Here is a 25,227-nt window from a genome sequence, read left to right as displayed (position 1 = left end):
GCACCATGGCACGAATGAAATTTGTCTGCGACGCGGAACGCTGCATCGAATGCAACGGCTGCGTCACTGCCTGCAAGAACGAGAACGAGGTGCCCTGGGGCGTGAACCGCCGCCGCGTGGTCACGCTCAACGACGGGGTGCCGGGCGAGAAGTCGATCTCGGTGGCCTGCATGCACTGCTCCGACGCGCCCTGCATGGCCGTGTGCCCGGTGCAGTGCTTCTACCGCACCGAAGAAGGCGTGGTGCTGCATGACAAGGACGTGTGCATCGGCTGCGGCTACTGCTCGTACGCCTGCCCGTTCGGCGCGCCGCAGTTTCCGTCGCAAGGTACCTTCGGCGTGCGCGGCAAGATGGACAAGTGCACCTTCTGCGCCGGCGGCCCCGAGGCCAACGGCTCCGAAGCCGAGTTCGAGAAGTACGGCCGCAACCGGCTCGCCGAAGGCAAGCTTCCGGCCTGCGCCGAGATGTGCTCGACCAAGGCCCTCCTGGCCGGCGATGGCGACGTGGTGGCCGACATCTTCCGCACCCGCGTGGTCCAGCGCGGCAAGGGCGCCGAAGTCTGGGGCTGGGGCACCGCCTACGGCTCGCAGCAGGCTGGCACCCCGCCGGCCGGTGGAGTCCGCAAGTGAAGCGGCCGGGCCTCGTCTTCGCGGGCGTTGCGCTGGTCGCAATGTGCCTCGCGGCCTGCGGCGAGAAGCCGCAGACCAACGCGCAGGGCGTCAAGCACGACGCCGTGCCCTGGAGCGGCACGGGCACCAAGGAGAACGCCGGCACGGTGTTCACCGCGCCCGGCTGGCAGGTCGGCGACAAGACCGCCTGGCAGCAGCAGCTCAAGACCCGCACGCAGAACGGGCAGAACGAATACAACAAAGAGAACTGAACGGAGAGCCCATGAAGCAAGCGCTGACCGCTCTCGTTCTTCTTGCCGCGCTGGGTACGGCCTTCGCGCAGGCGCAGCCGCCGGCCGACCCTGGAACGACCTCCGCACCCGCGGCACCTGCCGCAACCGCCGCACCGGAGCCCGCCGCGGGCGGCATCCGCGGCCAGAACATCTTCGAGGTCAAGCCCGAAGCCAGCGCCGACCCCAACTACGCGAACCAGACCAATGGCGAGCGCATGAAGGTGCAACCCGGCAACAACGCGCCGATGTGGCGCCAGGTGGGGCAGGGCGTGACCGGCTACAGCAGCCTGCCGAAAAGCGAGGCGCCCGAGGCCGGCAACCTGATCCAGCCTTTCGTGCAGTACCCCGGTTCGCGCTTCACCAATGCCGGCGAAGCCTGGCGCCAGGTGCGCAACGACTGGATCATTCCCTACGGCGCGGCATTGCTGTTCGTCGTGCTGCTGGCGCTGGCCATCTTCTATTTCACGCGTGGTCCCATCCGCCTGCACGGCCAGGAAACCGGCCGCAAGATCGAGCGCTTCACCCCGTTCGAGCGGGCCACGCACTGGTCGAACGCCATTGCATTCGTCACGCTCGCGATCTCCGGCATCGTGATGGCCTTCGGCAAGTTCTTCCTGATGCCGTGGATGGGCGCTTCGCTCTTCGGCTGGATTGCCTACGCGCTCAAGAACGTCCATAACTTCGTCGGGCCGCTGTTCGTGGTGACGATCGTGCTCATGGTCTTCACCTTCATTCGCGACAACCTGCCGCGCGCCAGCGACCTCCAATGGCTCGCGCGCTTCGGCGGCCTGTTCGGCGGCAAGGAAGTGCCGTCGCACCGCTTCAATGCGGGCGAGAAGTTGGTCTTCTGGGGCGGCGTGCTGTTCCTCGGCTTCTTCGTGATCGGCTCGGGGCTTTTCCTGGACAAGCTGCTGCCGGGCTTCGTCTACACGCGCGGCGAGATGCAGGTGGCGCACATGGTCCACGGCATCGCAACCTTGCTGATGATCGCGATGATCATGGGCCACATCTACATCGGCACGCTCGGCATGACGGGCGCCTACAAGGCCATGCGCACCGGCTACGTCGACGAGACCTGGGCCAGGGAGCATCACGAACTCTGGTACGACGACATCGCCGCGGGCAAGATCCCTGCGCAGCGCACGCTGCCGGCCGGCTCGGCCGCAGCACCGGCCGCGCGGCCCGTGAGACCCGCCGAAGGAACACCCTCATGAAGCTGCCGTTGAATCTCTCTTGCGCGTCGCTGCTGGTGCTCGCGCTGGCCGCGCCTGCGGCATGGGCCAAGCTGCCGCCGCCGCCCGCCACCCCCGAGGCCAAGGCCAAGGCCGCCGAAGCTGCCGCCAAGACCGCCTGGAGCGGCAAGGTCGATGCCTACAAGCTCTGCCAGGCGCAGGACCGCGTCGCGGCCAAGTACCGCGCCAGTGCCACCGCGGCCGGCAAGCCGGTGCCGGCCGCGCCTGCCACGCCGCCTTGCGCCGACCCCGGTCCCTTCGCCTTTACGCCGCCGGCCGACGCCAAGCCCATCGAGGCTGCGGGCGCGCATTCGCCGGCCACCACGGCCGCATCGCCGCCCAGCACCACGCAGCCTGCCGCCACCGCCAATCCCACGCCGAAGGCGCAGTGACGACGCCGCTGCCGTTGCCGCTTCCGCGTCTCACCCAGGCCCGCGCCGCACTGACGCGCGAGGTCGAGGTCGTCGATGAGCATGGTGTGCGCGGCACTGTCTCCATCCCGGCCGAGCGCGACCTCACGGTGTACGTGGACCGTCGCGAACTCGTCACGCTGATGACGCTCGGCGCCCAGCCCGAACTGCTGGTGCTGGGTTATCTGCTGAACCAGCGCCTCATCGAATCGGCCAGCGACGTCGAGTCGGTCACGGTCGACTGGGAGGTCGGCGCCGCCGCCGTCAAGACGCACGCCGGCATCGACCGCATCGAGGAGCGTACCGCAAAGAAGGTGGTGACCACCGGCTGCGGCCAGGGCAGCGTGTTCGGCGACCTGATGGCCGACATCGACAAGCTCCAGCTGCCGCCCACGCGCATGACGCAGGCACAGCTCTATGCGCTGGTCAATGCGATCCGGCTCCAGGAGAGCACCTACAAGTCGGCCGGCTCGGTGCATGGCTGCGCGCTGTTCACGCTCGAGCCCGGCGGCACAGAGGCCACGATGCACTCCTTCGTGGAAGACGTGGGCCGCCACAACGCCATCGACACCATCGCGGGCTGGTGCGCCATGCAGCCGGCCGGCGTGCTGGCCGGCGACCGCGTTTTCTACACCACCGGTCGGCTCACGAGCGAGATGGTGATCAAGTCGGCGCAGATGGGCGTGCCCATCGTGGTCTCGCGCAGCGGCATCACGCAGATGGGCCACGAGGTGGCAACCCGCGTGGGCCTGTGCGCCATCGGTCGCGCGACCAACAGGCACTTCGTCTGCTACGCGGGCGTCGACCGGCTGGTGCTGCAGCCGGAACTCGCGCGCCGCAATCCGGCCTAAGGCCTGTTCCCCTACTTGCGACAAGCCCCTGAAAGGCGCCGGCGCACGCGCGTCGGCTATCGTCTCGCCCATGAATGCCTCCTTCCGCCTTGGCTGGCGCACCCTGTGGCGCGATCTGCGCGCCGGCGAACTGCGCCTCTTGATCGTTGCCGTTGTGCTGGCGGTGGCCGCCCTCACGGCGGTCGGCTTCTTTGCCGACCGGCTGAAGGGGGGGCTGCAGCGCGATGCGCGGCAGCTGCTCGGCGGCGACGCGGTGGTCGTGAGCGACAACCCCACGCCTGCGACCTTCATCGCGCAGGCCCGCGCATTCGGACTCGAGGGCACCGGCACCTATGGCTTTCCGACCATGGCGCGGGCCGACGATGCCCAGGGCGGTGCGAGCAAGCTGGTGGCCCTGAAGGCCGTGACTGCGGGTTACCCGTTGCGCGGCAACCTGCAGACCGCAAGCGCCCCCGATGCGCCGGGCAGCATCACACGCGATATTCCGCCGGCGGGCGAGGTCTGGGTCGACGCCTCGCTGCTGGATTCGCTCGCGCTCAAGGTGGGGGATGCGCTTCTTCTTGGCGACAGCAGTTTGCGCATCGGCCGCGTGATCACGCTCGAGCCTGACCGCGGGGCAGGGTTCATGAGTTTCTCGCCGCGCGTGATGCTCAACCAGGCGGACGTGCCGCGCACCGGTCTCGTGCAGCCTGCGAGCCGTGTCGGCTACCGCTACGCGGTGGCGGGCGAGGATGCGGCCGTCAAGCGCTTTTCCGACTGGGCCGAGGCCACGATCAAGAAGGGCGAACTGCGCGGCGTGCGGCTCGATTCGTTCGAAGGCGGACGCCCCGAGATGCGCCAGACGCTGGACCGCGCCGAGAAATTCCTGAGCCTTGTCGCGCTGCTCGCGGCGCTGCTGTCGGCCGTGGCGGTGGCGCTGGCCGCGCGCGGCTTCGCGGCCAGCCACCTGGACGACTGCGCCATGCTGCGCGTGCTCGGCCAGAGCCAGCGCACCATCGCACTGGCCTATGCGTTCGAATTTGCTGTCGTCGGCATCGTGGCCAGCAGCCTGGGCGTGGCGATCGGCTTCGGCGTGCATTACGTGTTCGTGGTGCTGCTCGCGGGGCTGGTCGAAACGGCGCTGCCTGCGGCCACCGTGTGGCCCGTGGCCTTCGGCCTGGGCATGGGGCTCACGCTGCTGTTCGCCTTCGGCCTGCCGCCGGTGCTGCAACTGGCCCGGGTGCCGCCGCTGCGCGTGATCCGCCGCGACGTCGGCGGGCTCAAGCCTGCGTCACTCGCGGTGCTGGGCATTGGCGTGGCCGGCTTCGCGGCCCTGCTGATCGCGGCCAGCAGCGACCTGAAGCTGGGCCTGATCGCCGTCGGCGGCTTCGCAGGCGCGGTGGCCGTGTTCGCGCTGCTGAGCTGGCTCGCGGTGAAGGTGCTGCGCCGCAGCGTCAATGAAAGCACCGCGCCGCGCTGGCTGGTGCTGGCCACGCGCCAGATCTCGGCGCGGCCGGCCTATGCGGTGGTGCAGGTCAGCGCGCTGGCCGTGGGCCTGCTCGCGCTGGTGCTGCTGGTGCTGCTGCGCACCGACCTGGTCGCGAGCTGGCGCAAGGCCACGCCGCCCGATGCGCCGAACCGCTTCGTGATCAACGTCATGCCCGACCAGAGCACGGCGTTCCAGAAGTCGCTGCGCGATGCCGGCGTGCGCAAGTTCGACTGGTATCCGATGATCCGCGGCCGCCTCGTGGCCGTCAACGACAAGCCGGTGTCGCCCGACGACTACCTGGAAGACCGCGCCAAGCGCCTGGTGGACCGCGAGTTCAACCTCAGCAACAGCGTGGAGGCCCCGGCGCACAACAGCATCGTGGCCGGCGCATGGAAGCCCGATGCGCCGGGCGAAGTGAGCGTGGAGGAAGGCCTGGCCGAGACGCTCGGCCTCAAGCTCGGCGACGTGCTGCGCTTCGACATCGGCGGCATGCAGAACGATGCGCGCATCACCTCGCTGCGCAAGGTCGACTGGGGTTCGATGCATGCGAACTTCTTCGTGATGTACACCGTGGCCGCGCTGCCCGACGTGCCGGTGACCTACATGGGGGCCTTCCGCGCGCCCGAAACCCGCGGCTTCGACAACGCGCTGGTGCGCAGCTACCCCAACGTGACCAACGTCGACATGAGCGCCACTATCAACCAGGTGCAGCGCGTGCTCGACCAGGTGATCCGTGCGGTCGAGTTCCTGTTCGGCTTCACGCTCGCGGCGGGGCTGGTGGTGCTGTTCGCCGCGGTCACGGCCACGCGCGAGGAGCGCGCGCGCGAGTTCGCCGTGATGCGCGCGGTGGGCGCGCGGGCCAGCCTGCTGCGCCAGGTGCAGCGCGCCGAACTGGCGGGCGTGGGCCTGCTGGCGGGCTTCCTGGCGAGCATCGTGGCCTCGGCCATCGGCTGGGGCCTCGCGCGCTACGTGTTCGACTTCACCTGGACGGCGTCGCCCATCGTGCCGGTCGCCGGTGCGCTCGCGGGCGCGGTGCTCGCGCTGGCGGCGGGTTGGTGGGGCTTGCGCGACGTGCTGCGCAGGCCGGTGGTCGATACGCTGCGGCGCGCGGCGGAATAAGATTTTTCTTTCCGCGGGGGTGAAGAGGGCGGGGAATGCAATACATTCCCCGCCCTGCAATCATTCATTCGACGAGAAGAAAACCCCTCCATGCGCTTGGCGTCATTCCAGATCACCAACTTTCGCTCGATCAACGACAGCGGCTCCATCGATACCCCACAGATCACGGCGATCCTCGGTCGAAATGACAGCGGCAAATCGAACCTGCTGCGTGCACTGCACAGCCTGAACCCGGCCGGAGGCCTGGCCGAACTCAGTCCGATCAAGGACTTTCCGCGGCACCGCCGCCTCGAGGAGTGCCAGGGCGATACGCCGGTCGTCGCGACGCGCTGGGCCCTCGAAGACAGCGAGCGGGCCGAGCTGGCGCAGATGCTTCCGCGCGCGGCCAATGTGCGCCACGTCACCGCGGGCCGGGGCTACGGCACGGCCCGCTGGAGCGGCCTCGAAGGACTCGGCGACCTGTCGCTCGACGTGTCCGACATCAAGGGCAAGGTGCGCAAGATCGTGCCGGCCGTCAAGGCCGCAGCCGAGAAGCTTGCCGACGACGCGCGCGCGACGCTGGAGCAGGCGGCCGACGCCTTCGACGCCGCGATGATCCTGAGCCCCGACTACATCCGGTGGTCGGCGGGTGCGGTGGCGGCGCTGCAGTCGCTGCGCAAGGCAATGGCTGCCACGGATGCCGAACTCAGCGACAAGCAGGAGCAGATGCTGGTCGAGCTCGAGGACGTGGCCCGCGCTATCGCCAACGACACGCCGGCGCTCGCGAGGGCGAAGGAATGGGTGCTGCAGAAGCTGCCCCGGTTCATCTACGTGGACGAGTACCCGGCGCTGCCCGGCCGCCAGAACATTGCCGAGCACCTCGCGCGCAAGGGCTGGGGGCAGGACGCGCCCGGGCAGCGCAACTTCGAGAAGCTCTGCAAGGTCGCGGGGCTCGATCCGCAGCAGCTGCAGGACCTGCTGGAGAAGAACGACCAGGCCACGCGCAACCAGCTCGCCAACCGCGCCGGCTCGGTCGTCACCGCCGAGATCCGCCGGCTCTGGAAGGACCGCGAGCTCAAGGTCCGCTTCAACCTGGACGGGCCGTACATGGACACGCTGGTGTCCGACCCGAACCGCGCCTACGACGTGGAAGTGAACCTGGACGAGCGCAGCCGCGGCTTCCAGTGGTTCTTCTCGTTCTACGTCACCTTCTTCGCGGACACCAAGGGCGCCGGCGATGCCGTCCTGCTGCTGGACGAGCCCGGCCTGCATCTGCATGCGCGCTCGCAGGCCGACCTGCTCGCGCACTTCGAGCAGGATTTTGGCAACCAGATCATCTACACCACGCACTCGCCGTTCATGGTGCCCGTGCACCGGCCCGACGCGGTGCGTACGGCCAGCATGAGCGAAGCCGCCGGCACCACCGTGAGCAACAGGGCCGAGGGCGACGCGCGCACGCTCTATCCGTTGCAGGCCGCGCTCGCGCTGAGCCGGATGGCGGGCGAGGCCGCGAAGCCGCAGCCAAAGGAGAGCACTGCGCGTGCCGGGGTGCCGTCGCGCGAGGTCAGCGAACCGGCGGCAAGTCTTCCTCGCTGAACACGGCGTCACAAAAAACCGGTGGATCTTCCTGTCCAATAGCGGCATGGACCATTCACCGAACGAGCTCGCAGAGCGCCTGACCGAACTCGAGATCAAGTCGAGCTATGCCGAGGACCTGCTGGAGCAGCTCAACATGACGATCTACCGGCAACAGCAGCAGATCGACAGCCTGATCCTGCAGGTCACCCAGCTCAGGCAGCAAAGCCAGAATGCGGGGCAGGACGGGGCGGCGCGCAACTTGCGCGACGAGCTGCCGCCGCATTACTGAGCGCTGTTGTTCGGGGGCGCGCTCCCGCCGACGGGGTACGCGGCGAAGCGAATGTCCTCTGGCCTGCGGCCTCCCCCTTGATTTCGCTGCGCAAGGCACCTCATCGGCGGGAGCGTAGGACAGAGCAGTCTTTGCAGCGGTGCACAACGAGCGTGCCCAGTGCACAGGGCATCGGGTGCTCCCCGCAGCGAAATAAAGGAGGAGGCCGAAGGCCGGAGGACATTCGCGGAGGGGAGTACCCGGTGGCCTGTGCACGCGCCCTGAACAACAGCGCCCTGAACAACAGCGCCCTGAACAACAGCGCCCTGAACAACAGTGCCCTGAACAAGATCAGCCGTGCGAGTGCCAGAGCACCGCAAAGAAGTGGCAGGTGCTGCCCGCCAGCACGAACAGGTGCCATACCGAGTGCGCAAAGCGCACCCTGTTGTCGAACAGGAAAACCACCGCACCCGCGGTGTAGAACAGCCCGCCGGCCACGAGCCATCCCAGGCCCGCCGGCGACATGCGCTCGTACAGCGGCACCGCTGCCATCAGCGCCATCCAGCCCATCGCCACGTAGAGCCCCGTCGACCACAGCGGATGCCGCAGCCGGTTGAACAGCTTGGCGCCCACCCCCAGCGCCGCCGCGGCGCAGATGCAGCCGAACAGCGTCCAGCCCCACGGCCCGCGCAGCACGCCAAAAAGGAACGGCATGTAGCTGCCCGCGATGAAGAGATAGATGGCCGCGTGGTCGAGCCGGTTGAACCAGGCCTTGGCCCGGCCCAGCGGCAGCGCGTGGTAGAGCGTGGAGATCAGGTACAGCACGATGGCCGTGCCAGCGAAAAGCGAGGCGCCGACGATGCCTGCGGCCTGGCCCTTCTGGGCGGCGCTGTAGACCAGGATCGGCAGCGAGGCCACGGCCAGCAGCAGGCCGAGGCCGTGGCTCAACGCATTGAAGACCTCTTCGAGCGCAGTCTGGGCGCGGGCCGCAGACGCCGGTTTGTTGGAAGCCATGCTATTTCACCTTTTACTTGACCTGCTGCTTGCCGAGCTTGCGCGCCAGCGTGCGCCGGTGCATGCCAAGCCGCCGCGCGGTCTCGGAAATGTTGAAGCCGGTTTCGGCCAGCGTCTCGTGGATGCGCTCCCATTCGAGCGTCTTGATCGAGGTCGAGCGGTTGGTCAGCTCCACCTCCGTGGTGCCGGTGGCGCGGCCGAAGGCGGCCTCGATGTCGTCGGTGTTCGACGGCTTGGCCAGGTAGTGGCAGGCGCCGAGCTTGATGGCTTCGACTGCCGTGGCAATGCTGGCGAATCCGGTCAGCACCACGATCAGCATCTTCGGGTTGTGCCGGTGCAGCATCTGCACGCAGGCCAGGCCCGAGGCCTCGCCGTTGAGCTTCAGGTCGACCACCGCATAGCCGGGCGAATGGGCCTGCAGCAGCGCTTCGACCTCCTCGGCATTGCTGGCCTGCGTGACCACGTAGCCGCGGCGCTCGAACGACTTGCCGAGCGTGCGCGCGAAGGCCGCGTCGTCTTCCACGATCAGCAACTGGCGTTCAGCTTCGGCGGTTTCCGTCATGGCCTTGCGTTTCGATCGGTGAGGGTGTCGGCAGTGCCGATGGCCTCGGCCGCTTCGTGTTCGTCGTCGTCGTCTTCTTCTTCCAGCACGATGGCCGCGAGCGGCAGCGTGATGGCCACGATGGCGCCGCCCTCGGGCCGGTTGTGCACCGCCACGCGGCCGCCCAGGGTGCGCGCCACGTTGACCACCAGGAACAGCCCGAGCCCGCCGCCCGGGCGGCCCTTGCTCGACTGGTAGGGCTTGCCGAACTCCTTCAGGATGGCCGGCAGGAAGCCCCGGCCCGCATCGGTGACCGTGAGGGTCAGCGCATCGGCATCATGCGCCACCTCGAAGCGCAGCCAGTGCGGCGAGGCTTCCAGGGCATTGTCGAGCACGTTGCAGATCATCTGCTTGAGCGCCGAGTCGGAGACCATGGGCAGGTCCCGGCCAAATCGGTTCTCGTAGTCGAACTCCTCGACCGGACGCGTGCTGCGCCATTCCTCCACCAGTTCGTCGAGGAAGGTGCTCACGGTGGTTTCTTCCGAGGATTCGCCGCGCGCCTCGCCGGCCGACAGCAGGATGCCGCTCACGATGCTCTTGCATCGCTGGATCTGCAGTTCCATCTCGGCCACTTCGGTCAGCAATTCGGGGTCGGAGCTGAAATGCGGCAGCCGGCGCCAGTCGCCCAGGATCACGGCCAGCGTGGCAAGCGGCGTGCCCAGCTCGTGCGCGGCGCCCGAGGCCAGCAGGCCCATGCGCACGATGTGCTCCTCTTCCGATGCACGCTGGCGCAGGTCGGCCAGCCGCGCATCGCGTGCACGCAGGTTGCGGCTGATGCGCGTGATGAACACCACCAGCAGCGCGGCGTTGAGCGCAAAGCAGATCAGCATGCCCTGCACGTAGGGACTCCAGAGCCCGCGATCGTGGTCGAGCGGCAGCGCGAGCGGGCGCGAGAAAAGCGCCAGCCCCGCAAAGCAGAGGCTGGTGACGACCACGATGGTCCAGGTCGACCAGGCCTTCAGCAGCACCGCGCCCAGGATGACCTGCAGCAGGTACAGGAAGACGAAGGGATTGGTGGCGCCGCCGCTCAGGTAGAGCTGTGCGGTGAGCGTGGCCACGTCGACCAGCAGCGCAAGAAAGAGTTCGCCATTGGTCACGCGGCGGGGGCTGCGCGAGCGCAGCAGGCTCACCCCGTTGAAGAGCGCGAGGCAGGTCAATACCTGCAGCATGTGCTCCAGCGGCAGCCGGATGCCGAAGCCGTAGTGCACGACCAGGATGGTGGCGACCTGCCCGACCACCGCGAACCAGCGCAACTGGATCAGCTGCTGCATGTTCTTGTGGCCGGTGGCGTTGTCCAGGCTTGCCACGCCCGCGCGCGGCGGATGCAGTTCCCCCGCGACCGCGACGGCTTCAGTCGCGGCGGGCATCGGAGCGGGAGGTGGCGTCGGCATCGGCGGTATTTTCGCCTGTGCCGCCGCCGGTCCTGCCGGCGCGCCGGTGCCCCTCGCGCCAGACGAACCAGGCTGCGCCAAGGACCATCAGAGCAAGGCCGTACCAGGTGATCGCATAGACCAGGTGGCTGTTGGGAAAGGCAATGACCGTGAGGCCCGCGGCCGGCCAGGCGGGGGCCGTGCCGGGCGGGGAGGGCGCGGCCTCGGCATCGACGAAATATGGCGCCGCGTCGTGGAGGCCGCGCGCCGCGGCAATGGCCTGCACGTCGCGCGAGAACCAGCGGTCGGCGGCCGGTTCATTCCGGCGCAGGAAGCCGCCCTTGGGCTCGCTGATGCGCAAGAGGCCGGCCACGGTGCTTTCGCCCTGCGGCTCCGTGGCTGCACGGGCGGCGCGCTCGCGCGCCTCGGGTGGCACGAAGCCGCGGTTGACCAGCACGATGCTGCCGTCGGCGGCCTGCAGCGGCGTCAGCACCCAGAAGCCGGCGCCGAGCCGGGTGCTGGCCTGCACCAGGGTTTCCTTGTCGTGGAGGAAGCGGCCGGCGATGCGCACGTGGCGGTATTCGTCGGCGGCCGCGTTCACCAGCGGCCAGCGTTCGCGCCCGGGCGCTTCGGAGGCCGGGGCATGCACGCGCTGCTCGACGCGGGCGATGAGATCGAGCTTCCAGGCCCGGCGCTCGACCTGCCAGGTGCCGAGCGCGAAGAAGCCGGCAAAGGCCAGGGCCGCACAGACCGCCAGAGCCACCCGGACCGCCGCGCCTCGCTGGCGGCCGGCCGAGGTGTCGTCGTGGGTGCTGGGGTCTGGCGGCGGGGGCGTCAAGGCATGTTCTTCATGTCGTGCACCGACATCGGCATCATGTTGGCGTTCATGTGGTACATGACCCAGAGCGATCCGGCCAGCGTGATGACGACGAGCACGATCGTGAAGATCAGCGCCAGCATGTTCCATCCGCTCTCGGACTTGGCGTCCATGTGCAGGAAGTAGATCATGTGGACCACGATCTGCACCGCGGCAAAGCCCAGGATCACGAGCGAGGTGGTGCTGGTCTTGCCGAGCACGTTGCCCATGACGAGCCAGAACGGAATCGCGGTCAGGATCACGGCCAGCACGAAGCCGGTCATGTAGCCCTTGAAGGTGCTGTGGCTGACGGGGCCATCGTCGTGATGGTCGTCGTGCGCATCGTGTGCGCCATGGCCGTGCGCTGCGGATTCGGTGTGGGCGGTGCTCATGCCATCGATCCCATCAGGTAAACAAAGGTGAAGACGCCGATCCACACCACGTCCAGGAAGTGCCAGAACATCGACAGGCACATCAGGCGGCGGCGGTTGGCGGCGCTGAAGCCGTGCTTGGGCAGCTGGAACATCAGCACGACGAGCCACACGATGCCGAAGGTCACGTGCAGGCCGTGGGTGCCCACCAGCGCGAAGAACGACGACAGGAACGCGCTGCGCTGCGGGCCCGCGCCTTCGTGCAGCAGGTGCGCGAACTCATAGAGCTCCAGGCCGATGAAGCCCGCGCCCAGCAGGCCCGTGATGGCCAGCCAGGCCAGCGTGCCGCCCATGCGCTTTCTCTGCATCTCGAGCACTGCGAAGCCATAGGTGATCGACGACAGCAGCAGCAGCGAGGTGTTGACCGCCACCAGCGGCAGGTCGAACAGGTCGGCGCCCGAGGGGCCGGCCGCGTAGCTGCGGCCCAGCACGCCGTACACCGCGAACAGGCAGGCGAAGATGAGGCAGTCGCTCATCAGGTAGAGCCAGAAGCCGAGCAGCGTGCCGTTTTCCGGGTGGTGGTCGTTGCCGACGTGGAACAGCTCGAACACGGGCGGCTTGCCCGTGGCGTCGCTGTGGGCGTGGCCGGCCCCGGGGGAGTGGAGGGCGGTGGTATCAGACATGGGCTGCTGCCAGGAGGCGGGTGCGTTCGTTCTCGGTGCGAACGACCTCTTCCGCGGGGATGTGGTAGTCGCGCTTGTAGTTGAAGGTGTGGATGATCACGGCCGCCAGCATGGCGAAGAACGCCACGCCCGCCACCAGCCACATCTGCCAGATCAGCGCGAAGCCGCAGGCCCCGGCCAGGGCCGCGATGATGAAGCCGGCGGCGGTGTTCTTGGGCATGTGGATGGGCGTGAAGCCGTCGACCGGGCGGGCATAGCCGCGGCGCTTCATGTCGGTCCAGGCGTCGTTGTCGTGGATGCGCGGCGTGAACGCGAAGTTGTAGGCCGGCGGCGGCGACGAGGTCGACCATTCGAGCGTGCGGCCGTTCCACGGATCGCCCGTGGTGTCGCGCAGCGACTCGCGGCGGATGTAGCTCACCACCAGCTGGATCAGGAACGAGGCGATGCCCAGCGCGATCAGCACGGCGCCGAAGGCGGCCACCTGGAACCAGATCTGCAGCGACATGTCCTGGAAGTGGCTCATGCGGCGCGTGACACCCATCAGGCCCAGCACATACAGCGGCATGAAGGCGAACCAGAAGCCCACGATCCAGAACCAGAACGAGCACTTGCCCCAGAACGGATCGAGCTTGTAGCCGAAGGCCTTGGGGAACCAGTAGGTGATGCCCGCCAGCATGCCGAACAGCACGCCGCCGATGATCACGTTGTGGAAGTGGGCGATCAGGAACAGGCTGTTGTGCAGCACGAAGTCGGCCGGGGGCACCGCGAGCAGCACGCCAGTCATGCCGCCGATCACGAAGGTGATCATGAAGCCGATGGTCCACATCATGGGCAGCTCGAAGCGGATGCGGCCGCGGTACATGGTGAAGAGCCAGTTGAAGATCTTCGCGCCCGTCGGGATCGAGATGATCATCGTCGTGATGCCGAAGAACGAATTCACGCTGGCGCCCGAGCCCATGGTGAAGAAGTGGTGCAGCCACACGAGGTACGACAGGATCGTGATCACCACCGTGGCGTAGACCATCGAGGCGTAGCCGAAGAGGCGCTTGCCGCTGAAGGTGGAGACCACTTCCGAGAAGATGCCGAAGGCCGGCAGGATCAGGATGTAGACCTCGGGGTGGCCCCAGATCCAGATCAGGTTCACGTACATCATGGCGTTGCCGCCGAGGTCGTTCGTGAAGAAGTTGGTGCCGATGTAGCGGTCCAGCGACAGCAGCGCGAGCACGGCCGTGAGCACCGGGAAGGCGGCCACGATCAGGACGTTGGTGCAGAGAGCCGTCCAGGTGAAGACCGGCATCTTCATCATCGTCATGCCGGGCGCGCGCATCTTCACGATGGTGGCCAGCAGGTTGACGCCCGACAGCAGCGTGCCGACCCCCGCGATCTGCAAGGACCAGATGTAGTAATCGACCCCCACGTCGGGGCTGAAGAGAATGCCCGACAGCGGCGGGTAGGCGAGCCAGCCGGTCTTGGCGAATTCACCCACGAAGAGCGACGCCATCACCAGCCCGGCGCCGAAGGTGGTCATCCAGAAGCTGAAGTTGTTCAGGAACGGGAAGGCCACGTCGCGCGCGCCGATCTGCAGCGGCACCACGAAGTTCATGAGGCCCGTGACCAGCGGCATGGCCACGAAGAAGATCATGATCACGCCGTGGGCGGTGAAGATCTGGTCGTAGTGGTGCGGCGGCAGGAAGCCGGCGTTGTCGCCGAAGGCGATGGCCTGCTGGGCCCGCATCATGATGGCGTCGGAGAAGCCGCGCAGCAGCATCACCAGGCCAAGGATGATGTACATGATGCCGATCTTCTTGTGGTCGATGCTGGTGATCCAGTCGCGCCACAGCACGCCCCACACCTTGTAGTAGGTGATGGCGCCCAGCAGTGCGAGGCCGCCGAGGACGACCGCAATGAAGGTGCCGATCAGGATCGGCTCGTGGTAGGGAATCGCCTCCCATGTGAGGCGGCCGAAGATGAGCTTCGTCAGGTCAAGGTTCTCGAACATCGTCATTCTTCGGTGGTGCACATCGCCGTGACGTACTTGCGCGTGGGCGAATCGGTGAGGGTGTCAGCCTGCCAGGCCTTCTTGGTGGCAATGTTGAACGCGCCGGGCTTGCCCAGCCCGCCGTCCGCGTCGATGGCCATCATTTCCTTCATGCACATCTTGTTGCGGTCGACGCAGAGGTTGAGGATGGCGTCGTACAGGTCGGGCGCCACCGTGGCGTAGTGCCGCACCGGCTCGCGCTCGCTCGGCACTTCGAGCTTCTTGTACTGCTCGCGCGTGAGTTCGCCGTCCTTGCCGGCCTTGACCTTCTGTACCCACTGGTCGAAGTCGCCGTTGCTCAGGCCGTGGAACTTGAAGCGCATGCCCGAGAAGCCGGCGCCGCTGTAGTTGGCCGAGAAGCCCTCGAACTCACCGGGCTTGTTGATGACCGCGTGCAGCTTGGTTTCCATGCCCGGCATGGCGTAGATCTGGCCGGCCAGCGCGGGAATGAAGAAGGAGTTCATCACCGAGGAGGCCGTGATCTTGAAAGTGATCGGGCGGTCGACCGGCGCGGCCATTTCGTTCACTGTGGCAAAGCCCTGCTCGGGGTAGATGAAGAGCCATTTCCAGTCGAGCGCCACCACTTCGACCACCAGCGGCCTGGCCTCGGCGGGGATCGGGCGCTCGGCGTCGAGCCGGCTGAGCGGCCGGTACGGGTCGAGCGTGTGAGTGCTGATCCAGGTGATGGCGCCCAGCGCGATGATGATCAGCAGGGGCGCGGCCCAGATCGCGAGCTCGAGCTGGGTGGAGTGGTCCCAGTCGGGGCTGTAGTCGGCCTCCTTGTTCGACTGGCGATAGCGCCAGGCAAAGAAGATGGTCAGCGCGATCACCGGAATGATGATGATCAGCATCAGCACGGTGGAGACGACGATGAGGCGTCCCTGCTGGTTGGCGATGTCGCCGGAAGGGTTCATGAGCACCGTGTTGCAGCCTGCCAGCAAGGCAAGCGGAAGCAACAGGGGCCATCGGCGAAGAGATTTGAGGGTGGGCATGCCGAAAGAGAGAAGTGCGTGGGCTGCGCAAAGACTCCACAATCTACGGCCAAAGGCTTCTGCCGCCTATTGGACGTTTTGTCCTATGGCGGGAATCCTCGTTCGGTGAGACGCTTGGACCCTGTTCAATGGTCTACCTTGGTCACTGCCGGTGACACCCGAATTAAAAAACGCAATGACGACGACGTCCAGCATCAGTCCGCAAGGCGCACAGCCTGTGCCGAACACGTCCGGAAACGACGCCCGGCAGGGCGACGAACATTCACACATCGCGCCAGGCGAGATCGCCGTGGGCGTGATCATCGGCCGGGCGTCGGAATATTTCGATTTCTTCGTCTACGGCATTGCCTCGGTGCTGGTGTTCCCGGCGGTGTTCTTTCCGTTCGAGGCGCGCCTCGAGGGAACCCTCTACGCCTTCGTGGTTTTTTCGTTCGCGTTCATTGCGCGGCCGTTCGGAACTGTCATTTCAATGGCCATCCAGCGACGGTTCGGGCGGGAAGCCAAGCTGACCATTGCGCTGTTCGTGCTGGGAACCTCTACCGCCGGCATTGCCTTTTTACCGGGCTATGCGAGCCTCGGGTTCACGTCGATCGTGCTGCTGTCGGTGTTCCGCTTCGCCCAGGGCCTGGCGCTCGGCGGCTCGTGGGACGGCCTGCCGTCGCTTCTGGCCCTCAATGCGCCGGAAAACCGCCGCGGCTGGTACGCCATGCTGGGCCAGCTGGGCGCGCCGCTCGGCTTTTTCGTGGCCAGCGCGCTGTTCGCCTACCTCTATGCCAACCTGCCGCCCAAGGACTTCCTCGACTGGGGCTGGCGCTACACCTTCTACGTGGCCTTCGCGATCAACGTGGTGGCGCTGTTCGCGCGCCTGCGGCTGGTGGCGACCGAAGAATATTCGCGCCTGCTCGAAGAGCGCGAGCTGCAGCCCACCAGCGTGGTCGAACTGACCCGTTCGCAGGGCGCCAACCTGCTGATCGGGGCGTTCGCCGCGCTGGCCAGCTATGCGCTGTTCCACCTGATCACGGTGTTCCCGCTGTCGTGGATCACGCTGTACTCCGACCAGTCGATCACCGAGTTCCTGGTGGTGCAGATGATCGGCGCGGTGTTCTGTGCCGGCGGCATCGTGGCCTCGGGCCTGGTTGCCGACCGCGTGGGACGGCGTTTCACGCTGGGCGGGCTGGCCGCGATGATCGCGGTGTTCAGCGGCTTTGCACCCACGCTGCTCGACGGCGGCCGCATCGGACAGGACATCTTCATCCTGCTGGGCTTCGTGCTGCTGGGCCTCTCGTACGGCCAGGCGGCTGGCGCCGTGACCTCGAACTTCGAGCCCAAGTACCGCTACACCGGCGCCGCGCTCACGGCCGACCTGGCCTGGCTCATCGGTGCCGCCTTCGCGCCGCTGGTGGCGTTGGGGCTGTCGGCGAATTTCGGGCTGGCCTACGTGAGCGTCTACCTGCTGTCCGGTGCCGTCGGCACGCTGGCGGCGCTGGGGCTCAACCGGGCGCTGGTGCGCGACTGAGCGGCGGATCGCGGCCGTCTCTCCCAAAAAAGGGGCCGTCGGGCCCCTTTTTGCTTTCTGCCGCGCGGGCTTAGGATCACCCCATGTTCACAGCCGCCATCTTCGACATGGACGGGCTGCTCATCGATTCGGAACGGCCCATCATGGCAGCCTGGATCGAAGCGGCCCGCACGCTCGACATCGAGCTTTCGCATGCCCAGTACCTGCAATGCGTGGGGTTGGCCATGGCCGAGTCGAAGCAGATCCTTGCGGCGCTGCTCGGCGGCGCGGCCGCCTACCAGCACGCGGCGGCGCAAGTGACCGCCGCGCTGCAGCTGGAACGCGCCGACGGCGACGCCCGGCCGCTCTTTCCCATCAAGCCCGGCGCGGCCGAGCTGCTCGCTGCCTTGCGCGGACGCAGCATACGCTGCGCGGTCGCCTCGTCGTCCGGGCGCGGCCAGATCGCGGCCTGCCTGGGCAGCCTCGACGTGCTCCATCACTTCGAGGCCTTCGCAGGCGGCGACGAGGTGGCGCGCGCCAAGCCCGATCCGGCGCTCTACCTGCTCGCGGCCGAGCGCCTGGGCGTCGACCCCGCGGAATGCGTGGCCTTCGAGGACAGCGAGAACGGCGCCAAGGCCGCGCTGGCGGCGGGCCTTCGGGTCGTGGTCGTGCCGGACCTCAAGCACCCGCCCGCTGCGATCATCGAGCGGGCATTCCATGTGCTCGACTCGCTGCACGAGGCCATCGCGCATGTGCCGCGATGGTTTCCCGTGCCGCTGGAGCGGCTCGCGTAATCGGGGCTCAGAGCACTTCGTCGCGCAGCTGCGGAAACACCTTCGACACCTTGGCGAGCAGGTAGTCGCCGTAGCGGCCGTTGAAGGCGTGCACGTTGGCGCGGTCCCAGCGCTCGGCGCTGTCGTCGCGCGCCTGGGCACCCCCGAGGCCTTCGATGCGCTGTACGCGCGCCTCGAAGTTCGGATCGAAGAACAAAGGAAACGAGAGCCGGTCGCGTCCCGAAGTGTTGCGCTTCACGCGGTGCGGCGTCGACTTGTAGAGCCCGCCGGTCATGCGGTCGAGCATGTCGCCGATGTTGCAGACGAAGGAGTCCGGGATCGGCGGCGCATCGATCCAGCCGCCGGGCGTGTGCACCGCAAGGCCGCCCACGTCGTCCTGGTGCAGGAGGGTGAGCAGGCCGTAGTCGGTGTGCTCGCCCACGCCCCATTGCACGTCGAGCCCCTCGGGTACGGGTTGCGAGGGGTAGTTGAAGAGGCGGAACAGGATCAGCGGGTCGGCCGTGTAGCGTTCGGCGAAATACGACGCCGGCAGGCCGAGGCTCAGCGCGATGCCCTCCATCAGCCGGTGGCCCAGCTGCGTGACGGCCGCCATGTAGGCGAGGATGGTTTCGCGCAAACCCGGCACGTCGGGAAACAGGTTGGGCCCGTGCACCGGCGTCTTCGCCTGCACCAGCGGGTGCGATGCGGGCAGCTCGGTGCCGAGGTAGAGGCCTTCCTTCCAGTCGGGCCGGCCCGAAGTCAGCTCGCCGCCGAGCGGGAAGTAGCCGCGCCAGGCGCGACCGCCCAAAGCCATGCGCCACTGCATCTTGGTTTCTTCAGGCAGTTCGAAGAAGCGGTGGCTCAGCTCTTCGAGCCGCCGCACCAGCGCCGCGTCGACGCCGTGGCCCGTGGCATAGAAGAAGCCGTGCGCGCGGCAGGCGGCGCCGATCTGCGCGGCCACGCCTGCGCGCTCGGGCGCGCCGGCCACGAGCGGGGCGACGTCGATCACGGGAAGCGTCTCTGGGTTGGTCATGGGCGTGGAGAGCATCTCATGCGCCGCGCGCGAACGGCGAGCGGATGTCCGAAAGAAACTGCTGCGCGCGCGGATGCTGCGGCCGGTTGAAGAAGTCGTCGGGCGTGGCGCGTTCGAGCACCTTGCCCTCGTCCATGAAGAGCACGCGGTCGGCCACCTCGCGCGCAAAGCCCATCTCGTGCGTGACGCAGACCATGGTCATGCCGTCGCGCGTGAGGTCGCGCATCACGAGCAGCACCTCGCCCACCATCTCGGGGTCGAGCGCGCTGGTGGGTTCGTCGAACAGCATCAGCGGCGGCTGCATGGCCAGGGCGCGGGCGATCGCCACGCGCTGCTGCTGGCCGCCCGACAGCTCGCTCGGCCATGCGTTGGCCTTGGGGGCCAGGCCCACGCGCTGCAGCAGGGCCATCGCGCGCTCGTCGGCCTCCTTGCGCGAGAGGCCGCGCAGCTGCATCGGCGCCATCGTGCAGTTCTGCAGCACCGTGAGATGCGGAAACAGGTTGAACTGCTGGAACACGAAGCCGATGCGCGAGCGGAACGCATTCACGTCGGTGCCCGGCGCATGGATGTCCTTGCCGTCGATGAGGATGCGGCCCGACTGGATCGGCTCCAGCCGGTTGAAGGTGCGGATCAGCGTCGACTTGCCCGAGCCCGAAGGCCCGCACACGACCACCACTTCGCCCTTGCGGATGGTCTCGTCGATGTCGACCAGGGCGTGGTAGCTGCCGTACCACTTGTTGACGTTCTGGAGTTCGATCATGCGGATACCTTGGGAGCCGAGACGGAGCTGGCGGTGGACATGCCGCGCCGCGCGAGCCGGCGTTCGAGCCAGTAGGCGAAGCGCGAGAGGCCGAAGCACAGGATGAAATAGGTCAGGCCCAGGATCAGGTAGATCTGCGCGGGCTTGGTGAACACCTGCGTGTTGATCTGCGTCGCAATGAACGACACCTCGGCCAGCCCGATGATGTAGCCGAGCGAGGTCTCCTTGATGGTCGAGACGAACTGGTTCACCAGCGAGGGCAGCATGCTGCGCAGGGCCTGCGGCAGTACCACCAGGCGCATCGCGCGGCCATAGTCCAGGCCCAGCGCACGGGCGGTTTCCATCTGGCCGCGCGGCAGGCCCTGGATGCCGGCGCGCACGATCTCGGCCAGGTAGGCCGCATCGAACACCACGAGCGCGATCAGCATGGTGGTGAACTGGTCGGTCTTCACGCCCGTCACGCTCGGCAGGAAGAAGTAGGCCCAGAAGATCACCATCAGCAAGGGAAGGCCGCGCACCACGAAGACGAAGCCCGTGACCGGCCAGCGCAGCCAGCGCCACGGGCTCACGCGCGCCAGGCCGAGCACGATGCCCAATGGCAGCGCGAGCACCAGGCCGCAGGAGGCGAGCAGCAGCGTGAGCACCAGTCCGCCGAGCGGCCCGTTCGGGTACTGCCCGATCAGGAAGTAGACCCAGTAGTCATTGATGATCTCTAGCATCTCATCAACATTTCTAGATGGTCCGCACCGGGAACCGATGGTGGTACCAGGTCGCCAGCCCGGTGATGGCCAGCGACACCGTCAGGTACGCCGCACTCGCGAACGCGAACGACTCGAAGCTGCGGAAGGTCGCGCTCTCGACCTGTCCGGCCTGGTACATCAGCTCGGCCACGCCGATCACGGTGGCGATGGAGGTGTTCTTCCACAGGCTCAGCGTCTGCGAGATGAGCGGTGGCACCGTCACGCGCAGCGCCTGCGGCAGCACCACGCGGCGCATGGAGCCCAGGAAGCTGAAGCCAAGCGCGCGGCCGGCCTCGAACTGCACCGTGGGAATCGCGCGGATGCCGCTGCGGATGTCTTCCGCCATGAAGGCGGCCGTGTAGAGCGACAGCGCGATGATGGCGCTGTAGGCCTCGATGTGTCCCGCATAGAGCCATTGCTTGATGCCCTCGGGCAGCAGCTCGGGCGCGCCGAAGTACCAGAAGAGCATGTGCGCGAGCAGCGGGATGTTGCGGATGGTCTCCACGTACGCAAAGCCGAGCCAGCGCAGCGGCGCGAGCGGCGAAAGGCGCAACAGCGCCACCACCAGCGCGATCGGCAGCGCCAGCACGAGCGAGGCCGCGAGCAGCTGCAGCGACAGCCATAGGCCCGCGACCAGCATGTCGTGGTACTTGCCGGTCAGCAGCAGCGAATAGTCGAACAGGAGCATGGGGGGCGACAGTATCACCGCCGTGGACTGTTCAGAGGCCGCGAGCCCCCATCCCGGCCTTCCCCCGGAAGGGGAAGGAGAAATACCATGTCAGTCGATCTTGTCGCTCTCGAGCTTGAAGTCGCGCGTCTGGAAACCGGAGGCCGTGTTCGGCCCGTACCACTTGACGAAGATCTTCTGCGCTTCGCCCGACTTCTCGAGTTCGCGCAGCGTGTCGTCCACCACGGCCTTGAGTGCGCTCTCGCCCTTCTTGATGCCGATGGCCAGCGCCTCGGTGCTCAGGTTCTGCTTGAGCACCACGTACCTGGCCTTCTGCGGGCCGAGCTTGGCGTAGCTGCGCAGCAGCGCGGCCTCGTCGTCCACGTAGCCCACGCCCTTGCCCTGCTGCAGCGCCTGGAAGGCCTGCTGGCTGGTGTCGAAGGTCACGACCTCGGCGGTGGGCACGGCCTTGCGGATGTTCGGCTCCTGCGTGCCGCCGCGGATGGTCAGCACCTTCTTGCCGGCAAGCTGCGGCACATCGGTGATGCCGCTGTCCTTCTTCACGATGGCCTTCTGGCCGGTGACGAAGGTGGTCAGCGAGAAGTCGATCTGCGCCTCGCGCTCCTTGTTGTGCGTGAGGCCGGCGGCCACCAGGTCCACATGGCCCTGCTGCAGCTCGGGAATGCGCGCGGCCACGGCAATCTGCTTGAGCACCGGCTTCACGCCGATCTTCCTGGCGATGGCGTTCACCAGGTCGACCTCGTAGCCGACGATCTGCCGCGTCTTCGGGTCGATGAAGGTGGCGGGCTCGTCGGTGCCGAGCACGCCGACCACGAGTTCGCCCTTCTTCTTGATGTCGGCGAGCTGATCGGCATGGGCGGCGATGCCCGTCAGCAGGGTGGAGGCGGCGAGGGCCGCGGCGAGCAGGGTGTGGCGCATGGTTGTTCTCACTCCGGATGAAAAGACGAAGGGCTGGACCCTATCAACAAAACCCGCGATTATTAAATCCTCAATCGACATATGCATATGGCCTTGCGGGATCGGCCCTGGCACGGCCTGGGTTAAATTCGCGGCGCAAAAACCCGCGTCCCAGCCCCCGCGGCATTCATCTTCAGCGAGCTCTTCATGATCATCAAACCGCGCGTGCGTGGCTTCATCTGCGTCACGACCCATCCTGCGGGCTGCGAGGCCAACGTCAGGCAGCAGATCGACTACGTCAAGGCGAAGGGAAGGATCGCGGGCGGGCCGAAGAAGGTGCTGGTCATCGGCGCATCGACCGGCTACGGCCTGGCCGCGCGCATCACGGCGGCCTTCGGCTGCGGCGCCGACACGCTGGGCGTCTTCTTCGAGCGGCCCGGCAGCGAGAGCAAGCCCGGCTCGCCCGGCTGGTACAACACGGCCGCCTTCCACCGCGCAGCCGCGCAAGAGGACCGCTACGCCAAGAGCATCAACGGCGACGGCTTCTCGGACGATGTGAAGCAGAAAGCCATCGATGCGATCCGCGAGGACCTGGGCCAGGTCGACCTCGTCGTCTACAGCCTGGCCGCGCCGCGGCGCACCCATCCGAAGACCGGCGAGGTCTTCAATTCGACGCTCAAGCCCGTCGGCAAGGCCGTGAGCCTGCGCGGCCTCGACACCGACAGCGAAGTCGTCAAGGAAACCGTGCTCGAGCCCGCCACGCAGAAGGAGATCGACGACACCGTGGCGGTGATGGGCGGCGAAGACTGGCGGATGTGGATCGACGCGCTGCAGGCCGCCGGCGTGCTGGCCGATGGCGCCAGGACCACGGCGTTCACCTACCTGGGCGAGCGAATCACGCACGACATCTACTGGAACGGCTCCATCGGCGCCGCCAAGAAAGACCTCGACCAGAAGGTGCTCGGCATCCGCGCCGGGCTGGCCGCCAAGGGCGGCGATGCGCGCGTCTCGGTGCTGAAAGCGGTCGTCACGCAGGCGAGCTCGGCGATTCCGGTGATGCCGCTGTACCTGTCGCTGCTGTTCAAGGTGATGAAGGCCGAGGGCACGCACGAGGGCTGCATCGAGCAGGTCCATGGGCTTTTTGCCGACAGCCTCTGCGGCAGCGCGCCGCACATCGACGAGGAAGGCCGCCTGCGCGCGGACTACAAGGAACTGTCCCCGCAAGTGCAGGCGCGCGTGATGGCGCTCTGGCCGCAGGTCACGAGCCAGAACGTCCACGAACTCACCGATCTCGCCGGCTACAAGGCGGAGTTCCTGCGCCTTTTCGGGTTCGGCATCGAAGGCGTGGACTACGAGGCCGACGTGAATCCCGACGTGGGAATTCCGAACCTCGTGCAGGCCTGACAGGCGCACAGAGGGATACTCCCGCCATGCAGATTCACGAAAAGCCTCCCGCTGATACCCCCTTCGAATGGATCGGCGGCGAACCCCGGGTGCAAGCGCTGGTCGATCGTTTCTACGACCTGATGGAGCTCGAACCGGCCTATGCGCAGCTGCGCGCGGTGCACGGCACCAGCCTCGACAACGCGCGACAGCGCCTTTTCTGGTTCCTGTGCGGCTGGCTCGGCGGCCCGCAGCACTACACCGACCGCTTCGGCCACCCGATGCTGCGCGCGCGGCATCTGCCGCAAAGCATCGGCGGCCACAGCATCGGCATCAAGGAGCGCGACCAGTGGCTGGCCTGCATGGACCAGGCCATGGGCGAGACCGGCGTGCCCGAGGGATTGCGCATGCGGTTGCGCGACTCTTTCTTCCAGACCGCGGACTGGATGCGCAACCGTGGCGAGCCATAGAACAAACAACGATTCCGAAAGAGACTCTCTTCAATGAATTCCATCGTCATCATCGGCGGCGGCCACGCCGCGGCCCAGCTTTGCGCGGGGCTGGCTGAAGCCGGGCAGGGCGCGCGCGTGCACCTGGTCTGCGAGGAGGCTTGCGAGCCGTACCACCGGCCGCCGCTGTCGAAGGCCTTTCTCAAGAGCGCCGAGGAAACCACGCAGCCGCACAAGGCCGCCGACTGGTACCGCGAAGCGGGCATCACGCTGCATCTGGGCGATGCGGCCGTGGCCATCGACCGGGAGGCGCACACGGTCACCCTGCGCTCGGGCGCGATCCTGCCGTGGGAGCGGCTGGTGCTGGCCACCGGCACGCGCGCGCGCCAGATGCCCGACCTGCAGCCGGGGCTCGAGAACGTCGCGAGCCTGCGCGCGGCCGATGAGGCGCATCGCCTGCGTTCGCGGCTGGCTGCCGCGCAGCTGGTCACGGTGCTGGGCGGCGGCTTCATCGGGCTCGAAGTGGCGGCTACCGCCAAGGCGCTCGGCAAGAGCGTGCAGGTGATCGAGAGCGCGCCGCGGCTGCTGGGCCGCGCCGTGTCGCCCGAGCTGTCGGCGCACGTGCTCGCAACGCATCGCGCGGCGGGCATCGACATCGTGCTCGGCGCGCGCACCGGCGCATTCGAGGTCGAGGGCGAGCGGCTGCTGTCGATCCAGGTCAACGGCGTGAAGCAGCCGGTGGACCTGCTGCTGCTCGGCATCGGCGCCGTGCCCGAGACCGCGCTGGCGCAGGCCGCGGGCATCGAGTGCGCCGACGGCATCGTGGTCGATGGCCACATGCAGACCAGCGCGGCCGACGTGCTCGCCGTGGGCGACTGCACGCGCTTTCCCGATCGCCGTGCGGGCCGTGCGCTGCGGCTCGAATCGGTGCAGAACGCGAATGACCAGGCGCGCACGGCCGTGGCCACGCTGACCGGCGCGCCGCGCCCGCACGACGCGGTGCCATGGTTCTGGTCCGACCAGGGCAGCATGCGCCTGCAGATGGCGGGCCTGATGCCGGCCGAAGGCACGCCGGGCCTGTCCAGCGTGCGCCGCGCCGGCCCCAAGCCCGATGCGTTCTCGCTGTTCCACTATGTCGACGGGCAGCTGGCGTGCGTCGAATCGGTCAATGCGCCGGTCGATCACATGATGAGCCGCAAGCTGCTCGAAGCGGGGCGCAGCCCCGATGCGGCGGCGGTGGCGGATGTGTCGATCCCGCTGAAGAACCACCTGTCCTAG

Annotated in this window: 26 protein-coding genes; 13 read left to right on the top strand and 13 right to left on the bottom strand. The window is 67.5% G+C overall.

The annotated features are described in order from the left end of the window. Positions 1-5: 5 nt before the first annotated feature. From fdh3B to EJO66_RS04785, 8 genes are all read left to right on the top strand, one after another. A complete protein-coding gene (fdh3B, locus tag EJO66_RS04820) occupies positions 6-629 on the top strand; it encodes a formate dehydrogenase FDH3 subunit beta (RefSeq protein WP_015866837.1) in 624 nt (207 codons plus the stop codon). Beyond that, positions 626-880: a hypothetical protein gene (locus EJO66_RS04815; RefSeq protein ID WP_124956559.1), complete on the top strand. Its 255-nt coding sequence runs from the start codon at positions 626-628 to the stop codon at positions 878-880. The genes fdh3B and EJO66_RS04815 overlap by 4 nt, the downstream gene beginning before the upstream one ends. 11 nt (positions 881-891) lie before the next feature. Beyond that, complete coding sequence (locus EJO66_RS04810) at positions 892-2,115, top strand: formate dehydrogenase subunit gamma (protein WP_124956557.1); 1,224 nt, start codon at positions 892-894, stop codon at positions 2,113-2,115. Next, on the top strand, positions 2,112-2,525 hold the full coding sequence (locus EJO66_RS04805) for a hypothetical protein (RefSeq protein WP_124956555.1): 414 nt from the start codon (positions 2,112-2,114) through the stop codon (positions 2,523-2,525). Before EJO66_RS04810 ends, EJO66_RS04805 begins: the two co-directional genes overlap by 4 nt. Further along, entirely contained in the window at positions 2,522-3,394 is an 873-nt protein-coding gene (locus tag EJO66_RS04800) for a formate dehydrogenase accessory sulfurtransferase FdhD (protein ID WP_124956553.1), read from the top strand. The genes EJO66_RS04805 and EJO66_RS04800 overlap by 4 nt, the downstream gene beginning before the upstream one ends. A gap of 70 nt (positions 3,395-3,464) precedes the next feature. Next, on the top strand, positions 3,465-5,981 hold the full coding sequence (locus tag EJO66_RS04795; RefSeq protein WP_124956551.1) for an ABC transporter permease: 2,517 nt from the start codon (positions 3,465-3,467) through the stop codon (positions 5,979-5,981). A 90-nt stretch (positions 5,982-6,071) separates the two neighbouring features. Continuing rightward, the gene (locus EJO66_RS04790) at positions 6,072-7,556 is read left to right on the top strand and encodes an AAA family ATPase (protein ID WP_125964717.1); all 1,485 of its coding nucleotides are present in this window, start codon (positions 6,072-6,074) and stop codon (positions 7,554-7,556) included. 46 nt (positions 7,557-7,602) lie between these two features. After that, positions 7,603-7,827 carry a SlyX family protein gene (locus tag EJO66_RS04785; RefSeq protein ID WP_124956547.1) on the top strand — a complete coding sequence of 75 codons (225 nt, stop codon included), beginning with the start codon at positions 7,603-7,605 and terminating at the stop codon, positions 7,825-7,827. Between the two features lie 330 nt (positions 7,828-8,157). Here EJO66_RS04785 and trhA read toward each other — a convergent pair whose 3' ends face one another. The 8 genes from trhA to cyoA are packed head-to-tail and all read right to left on the bottom strand — an operon-like array spanning position 8,158 to position 15,731. Next, positions 8,158-8,820, bottom strand: a complete 663-nt coding sequence (gene trhA / locus EJO66_RS04775; RefSeq protein ID WP_124956545.1) for a PAQR family membrane homeostasis protein TrhA — start codon at positions 8,818-8,820, stop codon at positions 8,158-8,160. 13 nt (positions 8,821-8,833) lie between these two features. Next, positions 8,834-9,382, bottom strand: coding sequence for a response regulator transcription factor (locus EJO66_RS04770; protein ID WP_124956543.1), 549 nt, complete (start codon positions 9,380-9,382; stop codon positions 8,834-8,836). After that, the gene (locus tag EJO66_RS04765) at positions 9,379-10,788 is read right to left on the bottom strand and encodes an ATP-binding protein (RefSeq protein WP_124956541.1); all 1,410 of its coding nucleotides are present in this window, start codon (positions 10,786-10,788) and stop codon (positions 9,379-9,381) included. The genes EJO66_RS04770 and EJO66_RS04765 overlap by 4 nt, the downstream gene beginning before the upstream one ends. Then, positions 10,772-11,629, bottom strand: a complete 858-nt coding sequence (locus EJO66_RS04760) for an SURF1 family protein (RefSeq protein ID WP_124956539.1) — start codon at positions 11,627-11,629, stop codon at positions 10,772-10,774. Before EJO66_RS04760 ends, EJO66_RS04765 begins: the two co-directional genes overlap by 17 nt. After that, positions 11,626-12,039 (bottom strand): cytochrome o ubiquinol oxidase subunit IV, encoded by a 414-nt coding sequence (cyoD, locus tag EJO66_RS04755; RefSeq protein WP_124956537.1) that lies wholly within the window; start codon positions 12,037-12,039, stop codon positions 11,626-11,628. The genes EJO66_RS04760 and cyoD overlap by 4 nt, the downstream gene beginning before the upstream one ends. Further along, positions 12,036-12,701 (bottom strand): cytochrome o ubiquinol oxidase subunit III, encoded by a 666-nt coding sequence (gene cyoC / locus EJO66_RS04750; RefSeq protein WP_124956535.1) that lies wholly within the window; start codon positions 12,699-12,701, stop codon positions 12,036-12,038. Before cyoC ends, cyoD begins: the two co-directional genes overlap by 4 nt. Then, the gene (cyoB, locus tag EJO66_RS04745; protein WP_125964716.1) at positions 12,694-14,700 is read right to left on the bottom strand and encodes a cytochrome o ubiquinol oxidase subunit I; all 2,007 of its coding nucleotides are present in this window, start codon (positions 14,698-14,700) and stop codon (positions 12,694-12,696) included. Before cyoB ends, cyoC begins: the two co-directional genes overlap by 8 nt. A 2-nt stretch (positions 14,701-14,702) precedes the next feature. Then, on the bottom strand, positions 14,703-15,731 hold the full coding sequence (gene cyoA, locus EJO66_RS04740) for a ubiquinol oxidase subunit II (protein ID WP_124956531.1): 1,029 nt from the start codon (positions 15,729-15,731) through the stop codon (positions 14,703-14,705). Between the two features lie 175 nt (positions 15,732-15,906). Here cyoA and EJO66_RS04735 point away from each other — a divergent pair, with 175 nt between their 5' ends. Both EJO66_RS04735 and EJO66_RS04730 read left to right on the top strand, forming a co-directional pair. Continuing rightward, complete coding sequence (locus tag EJO66_RS04735) at positions 15,907-17,247, top strand: MFS transporter (protein WP_124956529.1); 1,341 nt, start codon at positions 15,907-15,909, stop codon at positions 17,245-17,247. Positions 17,248-17,330: 83 nt separating this feature from the next. Next, on the top strand, positions 17,331-18,020 hold the full coding sequence (locus tag EJO66_RS04730) for an HAD family hydrolase (protein WP_124956527.1): 690 nt from the start codon (positions 17,331-17,333) through the stop codon (positions 18,018-18,020). Positions 18,021-18,027: 7 nt separating this feature from the next. Here the strand turns inward: EJO66_RS04730 and EJO66_RS04725 are convergent, their stop codons facing one another. The 5 genes from EJO66_RS04725 to EJO66_RS04705 form a co-directional block, all read right to left on the bottom strand. Then, entirely contained in the window at positions 18,028-19,008 is a 981-nt protein-coding gene (locus EJO66_RS04725; protein WP_240648509.1) for an isopenicillin N synthase family dioxygenase, read from the bottom strand. A 40-nt stretch (positions 19,009-19,048) separates the two neighbouring features. Beyond that, positions 19,049-19,792: an amino acid ABC transporter ATP-binding protein gene (locus EJO66_RS04720; protein ID WP_124956523.1), complete on the bottom strand. Its 744-nt coding sequence runs from the start codon at positions 19,790-19,792 to the stop codon at positions 19,049-19,051. Further along, positions 19,789-20,511: an amino acid ABC transporter permease gene (locus EJO66_RS04715; RefSeq protein ID WP_125964715.1), complete on the bottom strand. Its 723-nt coding sequence runs from the start codon at positions 20,509-20,511 to the stop codon at positions 19,789-19,791. Before EJO66_RS04715 ends, EJO66_RS04720 begins: the two co-directional genes overlap by 4 nt. Positions 20,512-20,524: 13 nt before the next feature. After that, positions 20,525-21,220, bottom strand: coding sequence for an amino acid ABC transporter permease (locus EJO66_RS04710; RefSeq protein WP_124956519.1), 696 nt, complete (start codon positions 21,218-21,220; stop codon positions 20,525-20,527). Positions 21,221-21,310: 90 nt separating this feature from the next. Continuing rightward, positions 21,311-22,138: an ABC transporter substrate-binding protein gene (locus tag EJO66_RS04705; RefSeq protein ID WP_124956517.1), complete on the bottom strand. Its 828-nt coding sequence runs from the start codon at positions 22,136-22,138 to the stop codon at positions 21,311-21,313. Positions 22,139-22,324: 186 nt separating this feature from the next. On the opposite strand from EJO66_RS04705, the gene fabV reads away from it, so the two are divergent. Genes fabV through EJO66_RS04690 form a run of 3 tightly spaced genes read left to right on the top strand, consistent with a single transcriptional unit; the run spans position 22,325 to position 25,227 of the window. Further along, a complete protein-coding gene (gene fabV / locus EJO66_RS04700) occupies positions 22,325-23,521 on the top strand; it encodes an enoyl-ACP reductase FabV (protein WP_124956515.1) in 1,197 nt (398 codons plus the stop codon). A 26-nt stretch (positions 23,522-23,547) separates the two neighbouring features. Continuing rightward, entirely contained in the window at positions 23,548-23,970 is a 423-nt protein-coding gene (locus EJO66_RS04695) for a group II truncated hemoglobin (RefSeq protein WP_124956513.1), read from the top strand. Positions 23,971-24,003: 33 nt separating this feature from the next. Beyond that, on the top strand, positions 24,004-25,227 hold the full coding sequence (locus EJO66_RS04690; protein ID WP_124956511.1) for an NAD(P)/FAD-dependent oxidoreductase: 1,224 nt from the start codon (positions 24,004-24,006) through the stop codon (positions 25,225-25,227).

Origin of the sequence: Variovorax beijingensis (assembly GCF_003951285.1) — a bacterium.
Lineage (GTDB): Bacteria > Pseudomonadota > Gammaproteobacteria > Burkholderiales > Burkholderiaceae_C > Variovorax > Variovorax beijingensis.
Note: the sequence above shows the minus strand (reverse complement) of the source record. Positions and strands in the feature narration are given on the sequence as shown.

What these genes read in the sequence shown, in the direction of transcription:
- fdh3B (WP_015866837.1), top strand. Translation starts at nt 6, where the DNA reads ATGGCACGAATGAAATTTGTCTGCGACGCGGAACGCTGCATCGAATGC.
- EJO66_RS04810 (WP_124956557.1), top strand. Translation starts at nt 892, where the DNA reads ATGAAGCAAGCGCTGACCGCTCTCGTTCTTCTTGCCGCGCTGGGTACG.
- EJO66_RS04805 (WP_124956555.1), top strand. Translation starts at nt 2,112, where the DNA reads ATGAAGCTGCCGTTGAATCTCTCTTGCGCGTCGCTGCTGGTGCTCGCG.
- EJO66_RS04795 (WP_124956551.1), top strand. Translation starts at nt 3,465, where the DNA reads ATGAATGCCTCCTTCCGCCTTGGCTGGCGCACCCTGTGGCGCGATCTG.
- EJO66_RS04790 (WP_125964717.1), top strand. Translation starts at nt 6,072, where the DNA reads ATGCGCTTGGCGTCATTCCAGATCACCAACTTTCGCTCGATCAACGAC.
- EJO66_RS04785 (WP_124956547.1), top strand. Translation starts at nt 7,603, where the DNA reads ATGGACCATTCACCGAACGAGCTCGCAGAGCGCCTGACCGAACTCGAG.
- trhA (WP_124956545.1), bottom strand. Translation starts at nt 8,820, where the DNA reads ATGGCTTCCAACAAACCGGCGTCTGCGGCCCGCGCCCAGACTGCGCTC.
- EJO66_RS04770 (WP_124956543.1), bottom strand. Translation starts at nt 9,382, where the DNA reads ATGACGGAAACCGCCGAAGCTGAACGCCAGTTGCTGATCGTGGAAGAC.
- EJO66_RS04765 (WP_124956541.1), bottom strand. Translation starts at nt 10,788, where the DNA reads ATGCCCGCCGCGACTGAAGCCGTCGCGGTCGCGGGGGAACTGCATCCG.
- cyoD (WP_124956537.1), bottom strand. Translation starts at nt 12,039, where the DNA reads ATGAGCACCGCCCACACCGAATCCGCAGCGCACGGCCATGGCGCACAC.
- cyoC (WP_124956535.1), bottom strand. Translation starts at nt 12,701, where the DNA reads ATGTCTGATACCACCGCCCTCCACTCCCCCGGGGCCGGCCACGCCCAC.
- cyoB (WP_125964716.1), bottom strand. Translation starts at nt 14,700, where the DNA reads ATGTTCGAGAACCTTGACCTGACGAAGCTCATCTTCGGCCGCCTCACA.
- cyoA (WP_124956531.1), bottom strand. Translation starts at nt 15,731, where the DNA reads ATGCCCACCCTCAAATCTCTTCGCCGATGGCCCCTGTTGCTTCCGCTT.
- EJO66_RS04735 (WP_124956529.1), top strand. Translation starts at nt 15,907, where the DNA reads ATGACGACGACGTCCAGCATCAGTCCGCAAGGCGCACAGCCTGTGCCG.
- EJO66_RS04730 (WP_124956527.1), top strand. Translation starts at nt 17,331, where the DNA reads ATGTTCACAGCCGCCATCTTCGACATGGACGGGCTGCTCATCGATTCG.
- EJO66_RS04720 (WP_124956523.1), bottom strand. Translation starts at nt 19,792, where the DNA reads ATGATCGAACTCCAGAACGTCAACAAGTGGTACGGCAGCTACCACGCC.
- EJO66_RS04715 (WP_125964715.1), bottom strand. Translation starts at nt 20,511, where the DNA reads ATGCTAGAGATCATCAATGACTACTGGGTCTACTTCCTGATCGGGCAG.
- EJO66_RS04710 (WP_124956519.1), bottom strand. Translation starts at nt 21,220, where the DNA reads ATGCTCCTGTTCGACTATTCGCTGCTGCTGACCGGCAAGTACCACGAC.
- EJO66_RS04705 (WP_124956517.1), bottom strand. Translation starts at nt 22,138, where the DNA reads ATGCGCCACACCCTGCTCGCCGCGGCCCTCGCCGCCTCCACCCTGCTG.
- fabV (WP_124956515.1), top strand. Translation starts at nt 22,325, where the DNA reads ATGATCATCAAACCGCGCGTGCGTGGCTTCATCTGCGTCACGACCCAT.
- EJO66_RS04695 (WP_124956513.1), top strand. Translation starts at nt 23,548, where the DNA reads ATGCAGATTCACGAAAAGCCTCCCGCTGATACCCCCTTCGAATGGATC.
- EJO66_RS04690 (WP_124956511.1), top strand. Translation starts at nt 24,004, where the DNA reads ATGAATTCCATCGTCATCATCGGCGGCGGCCACGCCGCGGCCCAGCTT.